The sequence below is a fragment of the Fontibacillus forbon genome, from assembly GCF_046559655.1.
In the GTDB taxonomy this organism is placed as follows: Bacteria; Bacillota; Bacilli; order Paenibacillales; family Paenibacillaceae; genus Fontibacillus.
This window is the reverse complement of the sequence record NZ_JBKGFV010000003.1, coordinates 67179-79428: the sequence shown is the minus strand read 5'-3', so window position 1 is coordinate 79428 and position 12250 is coordinate 67179. Positions and strand designations below refer to the sequence as shown.

The window sequence follows — 12250 nt, the reverse complement described above, 5'->3', positions numbered from 1 at the left end:
ATTACTCCTTTGTTTTCTCGGTGTTCGGACTGATAACGTCCCCGCTGATGCCTTGCACGTAGTACTCTTTTCCGCTCTCCAAAATAAATCTCCATGCCGGCGCCGCCGGCAAATGCGCGTCCGAATTGAACACTTCGCCATAATAGCCCAGCTCGATTTCCGTTACGACGGAGCCCTCCGGCAGGAAGTTCTCGATCAGATTCCCAAGCGCCTTGGAAGCGGACAGGACCCGTTGCTGCTTCTCGCCTTCCACACCGCTGATTTCGATCACTTGCTCACGGTAAGAGATGATTTTCTGATTGCTGTAATATAACCTCAGCTCGATCTTGAACAATGGCCATTTCCCGTCGACCAGCGGATGGAGCACGAATTCCCCGGCCCGGCTCCGGCTTGCCGCTTCATCATATCTGTATTGGCCGATATCCGGCACGCTGGCCTTCAGCGCGCTCGTCAGCTCCTTCGGCGTATAGATCAGCCTGCTGTCCACCGGCGTCTGCAAATTGACCATTTCCTCGGTCTGCCCGCCGTTGACGAAACGGTAAGATATCTTCGGCAGCTCCGGCGTTTCGCTCGGGATCTTGGCCAGCACCTTGATCCGCTTATCATCCATCGACTTCTGGATGCTGCTCTCCAACGAGGTAAAGTCCGGATTGGAGTCGGCCTGTTCCTGCAAATCGTTCCACAGCTGATAACCCAGCACCAGATTCAGCAACAAAAAAGCGTATATCAGCACGTTTTTCGCTCGGCCCCAATCCATTCCTTCACCTCCGAATTTGATCACTTTGCTTATTGCCCGATTCAGGACATCTAATATATCACCCGGGTTGCCCCGTTTTTGAACTCGGCCGCCCACATCGGCTTCAGCAGCAGGCCGTCTTCCGTTAGCGAGGGCAGATAGGCCGGATACAAATTGACGATTTCGGCTTCATTTTCGAGCCGCGCGATCTGATTCCGCAGCTCTTCTCCGCTGGGCAGCTCGACCATTCTTTTGTTCCAGAATCCTTCGGTAGAGTAGATCAGCGAGCGTTCATACCCCATGATCGTGCCCTGCCGCATCTCCAAAGTAATTTCGCTGTAATGGAACGAGGAAATATCAATGATCGGAAAAGCCCCGAACTGCCCTTCCCCGTAATACTGTTGGAACACTACCGTATGCTGCTCGCTTCCCGTGTCTTCGGTTTGCTTCAGCCGGTATTGGCCGTTCCAGCCCCCGTGCAGATTGACAAAATCAACGGCGGACAACGCATTCTGCCCCGGATTGTTCTCGCCTGCCGCCGGAGCGGCCGGATCGGTATAATTGATCCAATTCCGGTTCTGCTTTACCTGCAAGCTCCGCTTGCTGTCCGTGTAAATCTCGGAGCCGTCTTTTTCGCGGATATAACGGGTGATGCTCGGATCAAAGAACAAGCTGCTCTGCATCTGATCCGTGGAAAACAGTCCGACGTTCAGCCCCGTCTCCACCATATGAATCGGCTTCTCCGGAATGTAGTACCCGTTCACCAGCGTATATGGCACCCAATCCTTGCCGAAATCCACCTGCTGCCGCACATCCTGCACCGTCAGATCGGCTTTCGTCGCTTCATACACGACATCCCCCCGCGAGCTGAAAAAGAACACCCGCACCTGATCCTCGTTTTCGGAATTGTAAATCAGCACCCGGCTGATACTCTCTCCTTCAAACAGCGGGTCGGGAGCGATCTGCATCACCTTCTGAAGCAAAGCAACCGGCATTCCGCCGCCGAATTGCAGTTCAATTCCCGCATAACGGCTGCGGATGTCGGTCCAATTCAGATTCTCCACCGCATAGCGCTGGAATCCGTCGAACTGCCGCCCCTTCAGCCGGGAGTAAATCAAGTTGTAAAAAGCCGAGTCCGGATAAAATACCGTGTGGCGGTTTTCCCCCAAATGCACGGCGATCTGCGACGGAAACAGCATATCTTCCGCTTCGGCTTCCTGACCCATATCTTCCGTCTTGATATAATCACTTTCCGTCTTGACCACCGGGTCGCTTCCCGGCAGCCGATAGATAAGAAAATAGCTCTGCACCAGACTGCACACGACCAGCAGGGCAAGCATCAGCGATTTTACTCTTTCCTTCATCGCCGGTCGCCTCCTTGTTCATGCTGCGGCAACGTAAAGGTCACCTTGGTGCCTTTGCCCAGCTCCGACTGCAGCGAGATCGTCCCGCCGTGCGCTTTTACAATTTCCCGGGCAATGGAGAGGCCCAGCCCCGTCCCGCCCATATTCCTCGAACGGGCCTTGTCCACCCGGTAAAAACGTTCGAAAATCCGGTCCAGGTCCTTCTTCGGAATCCCGATCCCGTTATCCTGCACGGAAATCGCGAGCGATCCATCGTCCGCCGTTCTGGCCTCGATGCCAATGGTCCCGCCTTCCGGCGTATATTTCATCGCATTGGAGATCAAATTGTCCAATACCTGGTCGATCTGGTCCCGGTCCATCCAGGCCGACCCTACGCTATTGCCGATAAAAAGAGACGGCTTGATGTCTTTTTCCTGCATTTGAAATGAAAACCGGTCGGTCACCTCTTCCAGCATCTCCATCACGGAGACCGGCTGCTTGCGCAGCAGCGCTTCCTTCGAGTCAAGCCGCGAAAGATGCAGCAGATCGGTTACAAGACGGATCATGCGCTCGGTCTGGTTCTGGATGACGGAGGCGAATTTCGGTCCCAGTTCCGGGTCCTCCATGGCGCCGTCCTCCAGCGCCTCCGTATAGCTCTTGATCGTCGTCAGCGGCGTGCGCAGCTCATGCGACACGTTGGCCACGAACTCCCGCCGCGACGCCTCCAGTTGCTCCTGCTCCGTGACGTCCTGGAGTACGGCGATCGTTCCGACGATGCCGATCTCCCGCCGATGGATCGGCGTAAACGTCACGCGGATGAGGAACGTGTCCCCTTCCGGCGTCTCGTTTTCCAGGATCGTGGAATGCATCGTTCCTTGCCGGAAAATCTCGCGTTCCTCCGGTGGCAGATGCAAGAGCGAGATCATGTCGCTGCTTCCTGTCAGCTCCTCTTCGATGCGCAGCATCTCGCCCGCCCGGCGATTCATGAGAATGACCTTCCCGCTCTCGTCGGTCGCGATAACCCCGTCGCTCATGTTCGTGAGGATCGAAGCCAGCTTCTCCTTCTCTTCCTCGTTCTGGGCCAGCGCGTCCCGAAGACGGCTCGTCATATAGTTGAAAGCTTTGCTGAGCTGGCCGATCTCGTCGTTCCCGAGCACCGGCATCTTCTGGTGGAATTCCCCTTCAGCCACCGCCGTTGCCCGCCGGGTCAGCTCCTTGATCGGCGAAGTAATCGTGTGCGCCAGAATCACGCCCAGTACCGCCGTCAGACCCAGTGCCAGCAATATCCCCGAAATAAAAATATTATTAATCCGCTCCATCGTATCGTACAGCTCGTTCATCGAGGCCGCGATGTAGATCGCGCCGACGATTTTTCCGTCATTGACCACCGGCTTGGCTACGACCTTTTTGCGGATATTATCTTCGTCGATAATGTATTCCTCGTTGTCCCGGATCCCCTGCAAAGCCCGGTTGACCACGGTTTGCGTATTCTTCGTGCCGACATAATCGGCATGCGACGGCTTGGACGTCGTCAGCACCTTGCCGCTCGCGTCCAGCACCTGAATTTCCGCGCCGTTAATGTTGAACAAATTGTTCACCAGCACGCGCAAATTTTCCAGCGATTCCTCCGCCGAATCCCCGGTCACCCCCAGGTTCTGTGCTGCCAGCACGGAGAGCAGTTCCGCCCGTTCCTGCAATTCTTTCGTGAAATTGCTGGTCAACGACGTCTTCATCGCGCTCACGAAATAGACCCCGATCAACTGCATTGCAATCAAGATCAGCAGCACATAAATAATGATCAGCTTTGCCTGGATGGTGCGGAAAAAGGAGGGCAGCTTCATGCTAGAACCCACCCGCCTTGGAGCTTCGCATCATGTATCCGAGACCGCGCCGGGTCAAAATGTATTCCGGCTTGCTCGGGTCTTTCTCGATTTTTTCCCGCAAACGCCGGATGGTCACATCGACCGTACGCACGTCGCCGAAGTATTCAAATCCCCACACCGCCTGCAGCAGATGTTCGCGGGTCATCACTTTCCCGGCATTTTTCACCAGATAATGGACCAGCTCAAATTCCCGGTGAGTCAGGTCGAGCGGCTCTCCGTTCTTGTAAACCGTATAAGTATCCGTGTCGATAAACAGCTCAAACAGGCTGATCCCCTGCCGTTCCTCCGGTCCCTCAAGCGCCACAGGCTTCTGCTGCCGCCGCATCTGGGCCTTTACCCGGGCCAACAGCTCGCGCGTGCTGAACGGCTTGGTGACATAATCATCCGCGCCAAGTTCGAGACCCAGCACTTTGTCGATCTCTCCGTCCTTGGCCGTCAGCATGATAATCGGGGTTTGCAGCTTGGCCCGCACTTCCCTGCACACGTCCATGCCGTCCTTGCCGGGCAGCATCAAGTCGAGCAGAATCAAATCGGGCTGCTCCGAATAAGCGAGCTCCACCGCTTCGATTCCATCGAACGCGAGAATGACCTCGTAGCCCTCTTTTTCCAGATTAAACTTCAAAATATCCGCGATGGGCCGTTCATCGTCAACGACCAGAATTTTCCCTTGCATGCTATCTATTCACCCCAAACTTTCAGGCTTGGCCGATCTTACTCTATCTTACCATACCTGGCCTCCCCCTTCATAACCGATTCCTTATAGATTCGATGATTTACAAAAGGGATTTATCTATTCTGAGTTCGCCGTTAAAATTAATCTGAACAACCGGCTGGATACATTTTCAAGATAATGAGGCTGAAAATGACAGCCGTCACTATTCAATTCCAAGATATGCTAAACTGATAGACAAAAGATAAGATAATACAAAATATGACGTGAAAATGTTCTATTTCAGTATGTCCGATTAATATCTTTCATGTAGGAATGAACGCCCCGTACTTGTATGGGATAAGGAGATGTCAATATGCCACAATGGCAGCTAAAACACAAAAGTGGCGAGTTTTACCCCTCAGAAGTTATACATATGAATCTGTCCGATGCCCAATCCCTGCATCAAGCCGGATGGGAGGAAAACTTCGATTGGACGAGATATCTTCGTTCAAACGAATCGTCCACTCCGTATAAACTCCTTGTAATCGGAAACAACAACTATATACAAGGCGCTATTGCGTACCATGTCAGAGAACACTGTGTATTTGTCGATCTCCTGGAGAGCGCACCATTGAACCGCTATAAAACGAAGGATCGCGACTTTTCAAATGTAACGGACGTTCTGCTCGGAGAGGCTTGCGTTCAAAGCTTTGCTCATGGAAAACAAGGTGAGGTTGCATTTATTCCAAAATCAAATTTATACAGCTACTATAAGACGAGATTCGGCGCACGTTATGGCGGTATGAGACAAATGTATCTCACCTCGGTTGAAGCTATCCGCTTGATTCGGTTATACTATAAATAAGGGAGTGATTTTTATGGAGAATGGAAAACGGAAAGCTATAAAGGTACCGGCTTTGCCATTATCTGACCGAAAATACCGGGAAGTCTCTCCTAGAGGTTCAGGCCGTTTCCCAAGAGTTTCGGGTATTAACTCAGTTTCTAGGATTATAAGATCGAAAACCTTGAATGCAGCACAGTCCTACGATGATGGAGTTATGATAATTCCTCCAGCGCCTGGATTGATGCCTTTAATTGATCAGGATATGAAAAGAATACGAATGGATATTATCAATGAAATTGGCCAAGAAGCTTATGAGAAACGCATAAAAGAAGCCAATGATGAATTTGAACAATTGACTGGAAAAAAGGTTCGCTCTTAATAATCAAACGTTGCAAGGCTAATATAAAAGGAACCCCGTATCGTAAATGTACTGGGTTCCTTTTTTAATTGCATTTATTTGATTCGCATTATAGATACTTCAACGGGTTCTGGATGTTGCCGTTCTTGTGAATCTCAAAGTGAAGATGCGTGCCGGTGGAGCGGCCTGTGTTGCCCATCACGCCGATCTTCGAGCCCTTCTCTACGACCTCTCCCTTTTTCACGCTGATTTTGCTCAAGTGGCCGTACAGGGTCTCGTACCCGTTCTTGTGGTCGATGATAATGCAGTTGCCATAACCCGATTTGGTCCCCACAAAGGTGACCACTCCGTCATCCGCGGCAAGGATGCTGCGATTGGAAGAAACGAGATCCACGCCTTTATGCGTCTTGCCCCAACGTTTGCCGTAACTGCTGGTCATGGTAGCGCCCGACACCGGCCAGGCAAAATCGCCCGAGCCTTCGCCAAGCACGACTTTCGTGCCTCTGACGACGATTTTAGGCTGCGATTCCTTAATAACCTCTTGGCCGAGCCATTCCTCCGCCACGACCTCGCCGTTCTCCTTCGTCAAACGATATTTCATCGTCTTCAAGCCGCTCTCTCCCAAAGAGATCACCTTAGTCTGACCCGACCGCATATCCGCGCTCTTGCGGACGATGACCTGCGGCTCCGTAACGATTTCCTCGGACACACGCTCCACGGTCTTTACCGTTAGCGCCGGCTGAACGGCGTTAATCTTCAGTTCCGTGCCGATCTGCAGCGTCAATTCCTTCACCCCGGGATTGTTGCTGAACAATTCCTTCTGGGTAATATCAAAGCGGGACGCAATGGAAGAAATAGTATCGCCTTCCTTGACCGCATACGTAATGGCAGCTTCGTCACCTTCGAGGATTCGCGCTACTGCCGCATTCGTGTCCAGCACTTTGTTCGGATCCGTATCTACGGCCGCCGTGGACACGTCTTCCTTAATATCGACCGACTCCAGCGCAACGCCGGAATCGTCCGCCGCCGATTTGGCGGCGGTTTGCTGCAGGCCTCCGGTTTTCTTCACTTTCGAAGCCAGCGAGCTTGATGCAGCCACTGCTTTCGCTTGCGGAGCGTACTTGTCCTTAATCTGCTCCAGTACCGCATCGGCTGTGGCCTGATCTTTTACGATTCCGATCGTTTTGCCGTCAACCTTCAGCTCCACGCCTTTGGCGTAACCCGTTAGCATACCGTTCAGCGTTTCCAGCGTTTCTTCGCTATGAATCTCCGCTTTGTAAGCTTTGTCCGGTACCGTCGTGATTCCTTCGGTATGTACCGCCATCTCTACCTGCGGGTATTTTTCGTTATATTCCTGCTCCTTTTGTTTAAAAAGAGCCTGCAATTGTTCCTCGTTGGCGATCGTGCCAATTTCTTTGCCTGCGACGTAAACCCGATAATAGGACACCGTGTTGGCCTCCACATACTGCTGCCCCGCGAAATAAATCCCGCCCGCAACCAGCAAAGCTGCAATTGCGCTTGCCGCGATGATGCGTGGCTTCGAGCGCCGGCCGGTATTGCTTTCCGCCGCTGTTGTATCTTGTTCGGACATCTCCAGATTGTTTTCCGGGCGGCCGTGATTCATCTGCGCCGGGTCTTGGCCCTTGCGCCACAGCTGCCAACGTATCCCCCTGAAACCTCTCATGCTGATCTCCATCTCCCATTCGACTCAATACGACAAAAAAAGGTTTCAAAATTTTAACCTTTTACCGCTATTGTTTACTTTAACATAGTCCATCAATGGATTTCAACCAACGCAAAAAACGCCCAATTCCCTTTTGTGACAAGGGATTCGAGCGTTTTATCGACATTATTGGCTTGAGGTATATATTTACAATCCTGTGAATGACACCGCTTTATTATGAAGTTTTTAGGGTTTATTTTTCAGCCATTCAGGATTTGCATCATTTTGGTATACTCCGTTTTATCCAAATATTTGGCAATAATTTGTTCGATTTCGATCATCTCAGCTTCCGTCAGCCCCCCTTCCATCGCTTCCGTCATCTTCTGCATCTCCTCTTGCGGCAGCTTTGCCATCAGCATAGCGAAGACTTCCTCTTTATCCTTATCCGAAAGTCCGTCTTTCTTGGCCACCATCTCATCCGGCGTCACTACGACCTGCTCGTCCTGGCCTAGCGCACCCTGGCTGCCGCCCGCTGATCCCGAGCCGCCGGAGATGCCTCCCATAACCGGTAGTGCGTCTTCCGGAGGAGCCTCCCCGTCCGTACTGCCTCCGGAACCGCCGGTGCCGCCGCTTCCCGGATTGCCGTCATTCTCCCCGCTTTTCCCCGTCTTACTGCCGTCCGTATCCGATCCGGTGCCGCCTGTACTATTATTACTGCCATTACTATTAGTGCCGCTTGTATCTCCCAATTCCCCGCTCGTATTTTCCCCTTTGCCCTCTGATCCGCCAAGCCCGGTTAAGCCTCCGGTTTCGTCACTCTCTTTTCCCGTATCCGCATACTGGCTGTCCTTATCTTCCCCAGCCGCGTTCTTGTTGTTCTTGTCCTTTTCCTTGCTTCCCCCAATCCCAAGCATCCCCTTCATCATCCCGCCTAAAGTAGGGGCCTCAGCCGCCAGAGGCAGATTATAGCTGCCCAGCAGCGACTGTATATACGTATTCACCACGTAACCCGTGGTCATAACCGTCAACATGCAAACGATAACTACCGTTATAACCAGCTTTGCCAGTCTACCTATCCATCGCATTTTTACATCCTCCTTCTGCCTGCCGGTTAGACCGGCATACCTGTTCTCCTAAATTCCAGTATGGACGACAGAAGCGGAAAGTAATCTTTTGAAATAGAAACGATGTTGTAAAAATAGTAGACTGGGCCGTCAGCGATAAATTCAGAAAGTACAGGTCTCACGGCATAAGTCGGTAAAATTACATAACTGTCCTCACCGGGCGGCGTTTTTCGCATTTTGCTTCAATGCGGTGACCGCACGGGAATTTGCCGCGTTAAATGAAGGCCATTCGGACTCTTTTTTCATTAGCGGCTCCCATCTCTCATATAACTGCCGGTTCAAATCATCCAGGTCCTTGTCACGGCTAAACCGGATGAGCTGCGGAACCACATCGGCAGAGAGTCCTGTCAGGTATCTCGCATCGATCGTTCCGCTCTCCTTGTAGAGTTCCATGTTCTTCGTCGCAATGACACGGTCCATATTGGCATAGTTGATGGCAACATAGGCAACCAGCCCGATCACGACAAAGCACTTAAGCAGCGGGATGCTCGCAAAATAAATGCGAAGCCCGGCACACAAGAACAGCAAAGCCAGAAAGATCATAAACGCATGTACCAAAAATCGGATATACGTGTATCCATACGCTTGCTCATACATAATCAGGCGCGTATACGCCGACACCAGCATCACGCACGAACAGCCCACCAGAATGTACAACATCCAGTTATTCCATTTGCGCAACCAATGTCCCGCCTGTCCGCTAAACACCAAGGTCCCGATCAGAATGGCAAAATTAATCGCAGTTACGAATACCAACTCCAGAAACCCGCTCCGGGCATACTCCGCATAGGTGCTGCCTTCCGGTAGCATGCCGCGCCAGGCGCCGAACAGATAACTGAATTGCAGCGACACGAACAGCAAATAGACGATATTGACCACAATCAGCACGGTCGCTGTAATCACCGGATCAAATTTGATCTCGATGTTACTTGCGTCTACACCACGCACATTCACGCCGGGCACACCGGCCGCTTCACCCTCTCGTTGCTCCGGCTGCTCCGGACGCGGACTTACAAATCCCCACAAATAACCGAATAACAACAACCCGATCAAAACGATCCAAGCAAGGCGAAACACAATTTCCCCAAACGAAAACCAGCGGTTCAGCCAGTCGGGAATACCCGAAAGCAGACGCTCAAAACTGCTGTCCGCCGAGGTCAGCAAACTGACGACAATGATGAGCAGCGGCAGCGCAATGAGCAGTCCGAGCAGTACTTTGCCGGCCATTTTCCGGCTACGATCCCCCATTTTCCGGACGATGAAAGATTTCAGCAAGTTAAAAAAGGTGGCAAAATGACGCAAATTCTGCGGAAAAAGGTGGTCAAACGCATCAAGAATCATCCGCAAATCTCCCCATGAGCGCGTCTTGGGACTGAGTATGTATGTCGTCTGAAGCAAGATCAGGCATGGAAGCGCCAGTACATTAAGCGAGTGAAAAACGGGGTTGGCAAACAGCGCATAGGTCATCGAGAGCAGCAGAACCGCCGCAAAAGACAGCCAGCCAAACCAGGTGAAAGGCCGCCGGATGCGCTCACCTGCACACAAAAAGAGATATGCGTAGAAAAGAACCACAAAAATCGGCACAGAAAGTCCAAGCGAATGACCGTAGAACAAATACTGATGGGCAGCAGCCAGCGTAAATCCGGCCAACAGCGCGATCACCTCGCGTCGGGATACAGCCATAGCCATGTGTTTTTCGTCCATCATTTTGATTCCTCCAATTCGGGCTTACACGGTATAGAAAGCTCCTTCATATTTTCTACAGCCCATTTTAGATGATAAAATAGGAAAATAAAGAGAAGAAATAATCTGGAAAATTTCTTATTTTATCGGGGGAGGATCGGAAGGTGAAATTGCATCGGCAATTTTTGCAGCTGCATGCGCGGTACGGCTCCAACCACAATACGCCCGTCGAGGTTACGCTGGACGAGCTTGCTGCGGTTCTCGGTTGTACGCACCGCAGTGCGTTGACTATCATTCATAAAATGGAGGCGTGCGGATGGATCGGCTGGGCTTCGCAACGGGGCCGCGGGGCCCGGTCCGCCCTGCAGTTCCGGATGCAGCCCGGGGAAATCGCCGCCCAATCCGTCATGCAAGCCATTCACCGCAAAGATATCGGGCAGGCGATTGAAGACATCCGGCGGCATAACGGATCATCCTCGCTCCCGGATCACCTCCACGGCTGGCTGTTGACCTATTTCGGTCATCATGCCGAAATCCGCCGCAATCGCCAAATCGATACTTTGCGTCTGCCGGTACGTCAACAGATCCATACGGTTGACCCCGTACATATGAATTTGCTGGCAGAGGCTTTTGTCGCCGGACATGTATTTGACGGATTAACCCGTAGGGACAACCCTTCAGGCGAAATTATTCCGGGTATCGCTCACGCTTGGGAGACGGACGAAAGCCGTACGGTATGGACCTTTTTCCTGCGCAAGGGCGTCCTGTTCCACAACGGCAGCCTGCTGACCGCCGAAGACGTCGTATATACGTTCAGGCGGCTGGCGCAAAATCCGTACCGGACACTGTACAGCTATATCTTCAAACAAATCAAAACCGTGCAAGCTCTAAATCAAAACACGGTCCGCATGGAGCTCCATGAACCCTCCGAGTTGTTTCTGCCCTGCCTGTCCACCAGCCGGGCGTCCATCGTTCCCCGGCACCTCGATCAACGCGGGGAGGCCTTGTTCGGGACTCGCCCTGTCGGCTCCGGGCCGTTTAAGGTCGTGGAAATGTGTGATAATATGTGTGTTCTCGAAGCATTCCCCCATTATTATCAGGGCCAGGTTCATCTGGACCGCGTGGAAATCGTCCATGTCCCCTGGGAGTTGCCGGGAACACGGAGTGACGATAGCGACGCCTGGTCTCCGTTTCATTTGATTCCCAATCCCTCAGCCGACATTGGAGGGGCTGGAGGACAGACACCGAAGTCACTGATAACACAACAGACAGGAAAAACACAACAGACAGAGCAGACGCAACAGACACACCAGATGCATCAAATGCATTCCCAGGTGTCCGTACGTAAATTCATCACGGGCAATACCAGAAATAATGGCCCGTTGAGCGATCCCGCGACCCGCTCCAAGGTATTCTCCATCCTGCGACAAGAAGCGGAAGCTCAAGACTTGACTGCTCAGGTTCCGATAGCCCTCCGCATTGCGACCATTGCTCCGTACAAGCCGGATGCCGATTTCGTCGCAAGGCAGTTAGAGGCGGCCGGTTACGGCTGCGAGGTACTGACCTCCTCGGCGGAGGCATTCAAAGGGACCCTTCGGCTGGAGTGCGACCTCATTATCTTTTCGCTTGTCCGCGACCGGGATGAGCAGCTTCGCCTGTTCGACCTGTACCAGACGGTCTCGAAGCACGTTGACTCTCATACCCAAACCGACATCGAGCAGGCGCTCCGCAATGTTGCCCGTGAACCTGACCCGCTGGCAAGGAACGCCCTGTTCGCCGGAATTGAAAACATGCTGATTGAAGGAGACGAGTTGCATATTCTGTATGAAAAACCGGTACAGACCGCGGTACTCCCCACGGTCCGCGGGGTCACCTTTAACAGCCAGGGCTGGGTCGACCTGCGAAACATCTGGTTCCCGCCACAGCTATAATTCATAAATAAAAAAAGCCGTTACAGAGCGAAT

Annotated in this window: 10 protein-coding genes; 3 read left to right on the top strand and 7 right to left on the bottom strand. The window is 52.3% G+C overall.

Going from position 1 to position 12250, the window contains the following annotated elements:
- Window position 1: 1 nt before the first annotated feature.
- The 4 genes from yycI to yycF are packed head-to-tail and all read right to left on the bottom strand — an operon-like array spanning window position 2 to window position 4635.
- Entirely contained in the window at window positions 2-757 is a 756-nt protein-coding gene (gene yycI / locus ACLB09_RS12445) for a two-component system regulatory protein YycI (RefSeq protein ID WP_410770156.1), read from the bottom strand.
- Window positions 758-807: 50 nt separating this feature from the next.
- Window positions 808-2100 (bottom strand): YycH family regulatory protein, encoded by a 1293-nt coding sequence (locus ACLB09_RS12440; protein WP_410770155.1) that lies wholly within the window; start codon window positions 2098-2100, stop codon window positions 808-810.
- Window positions 2097-3920: a cell wall metabolism sensor histidine kinase WalK gene (gene walK / locus ACLB09_RS12435; RefSeq protein ID WP_410770154.1), complete on the bottom strand. Its 1824-nt coding sequence runs from the start codon at window positions 3918-3920 to the stop codon at window positions 2097-2099. Before walK ends, ACLB09_RS12440 begins: the two co-directional genes overlap by 4 nt.
- 1 nt (window position 3921) lies before the next feature.
- Complete coding sequence (gene yycF, locus ACLB09_RS12430) at window positions 3922-4635, bottom strand: response regulator YycF (protein WP_410770153.1); 714 nt, start codon at window positions 4633-4635, stop codon at window positions 3922-3924.
- A 352-nt stretch (window positions 4636-4987) separates the two neighbouring features.
- On the opposite strand from yycF, the gene ACLB09_RS12425 reads away from it, so the two are divergent.
- Together ACLB09_RS12425 and ACLB09_RS12420 are read left to right on the top strand one after the other, a co-directional pair.
- Complete coding sequence (locus ACLB09_RS12425; protein ID WP_410770152.1) at window positions 4988-5479, top strand: hypothetical protein; 492 nt, start codon at window positions 4988-4990, stop codon at window positions 5477-5479.
- Window positions 5480-5492: 13 nt separating this feature from the next.
- Window positions 5493-5837, top strand: a complete 345-nt coding sequence (locus ACLB09_RS12420) for a hypothetical protein (protein WP_410770151.1) — start codon at window positions 5493-5495, stop codon at window positions 5835-5837.
- Between the two features lie 88 nt (window positions 5838-5925).
- Here ACLB09_RS12420 and ACLB09_RS12415 read toward each other — a convergent pair whose 3' ends face one another.
- From ACLB09_RS12415 to ACLB09_RS12405, 3 genes are all read right to left on the bottom strand, one after another.
- Window positions 5926-7500, bottom strand: a complete 1575-nt coding sequence (locus tag ACLB09_RS12415) for a peptidoglycan DD-metalloendopeptidase family protein (protein WP_410770150.1) — start codon at window positions 7498-7500, stop codon at window positions 5926-5928.
- A 239-nt stretch (window positions 7501-7739) separates the two neighbouring features.
- Window positions 7740-8564: a hypothetical protein gene (locus tag ACLB09_RS12410; protein WP_410770149.1), complete on the bottom strand. Its 825-nt coding sequence runs from the start codon at window positions 8562-8564 to the stop codon at window positions 7740-7742.
- Between the two features lie 192 nt (window positions 8565-8756).
- On the bottom strand, window positions 8757-10310 hold the full coding sequence (locus ACLB09_RS12405; RefSeq protein WP_410770148.1) for a DUF4153 domain-containing protein: 1554 nt from the start codon (window positions 10308-10310) through the stop codon (window positions 8757-8759).
- Between the two features lie 140 nt (window positions 10311-10450).
- Here ACLB09_RS12405 and ACLB09_RS12400 point away from each other — a divergent pair, with 140 nt between their 5' ends.
- Entirely contained in the window at window positions 10451-12217 is a 1767-nt protein-coding gene (locus ACLB09_RS12400) for an ABC transporter substrate-binding protein (protein ID WP_410770147.1), read from the top strand.
- The last annotated feature ends 33 nt before the right edge of the window (window positions 12218-12250 follow it).

Coding starts and splice junctions, on each gene's coding strand:
- yycI (WP_410770156.1), bottom strand. CDS start 757: ATGGATTGGGGCCGAGCGAAAAACGTGCTGATATACGCTTTTTTGTTG.
- ACLB09_RS12440 (WP_410770155.1), bottom strand. CDS start 2,100: ATGAAGGAAAGAGTAAAATCGCTGATGCTTGCCCTGCTGGTCGTGTGC.
- walK (WP_410770154.1), bottom strand. CDS start 3,920: ATGAAGCTGCCCTCCTTTTTCCGCACCATCCAGGCAAAGCTGATCATT.
- yycF (WP_410770153.1), bottom strand. CDS start 4,635: ATGCAAGGGAAAATTCTGGTCGTTGACGATGAACGGCCCATCGCGGAT.
- ACLB09_RS12425 (WP_410770152.1), top strand. CDS start 4,988: ATGCCACAATGGCAGCTAAAACACAAAAGTGGCGAGTTTTACCCCTCA.
- ACLB09_RS12420 (WP_410770151.1), top strand. CDS start 5,493: ATGGAGAATGGAAAACGGAAAGCTATAAAGGTACCGGCTTTGCCATTA.
- ACLB09_RS12415 (WP_410770150.1), bottom strand. CDS start 7,500: ATGAGAGGTTTCAGGGGGATACGTTGGCAGCTGTGGCGCAAGGGCCAA.
- ACLB09_RS12410 (WP_410770149.1), bottom strand. CDS start 8,564: ATGCGATGGATAGGTAGACTGGCAAAGCTGGTTATAACGGTAGTTATC.
- ACLB09_RS12405 (WP_410770148.1), bottom strand. CDS start 10,310: ATGATGGACGAAAAACACATGGCTATGGCTGTATCCCGACGCGAGGTG.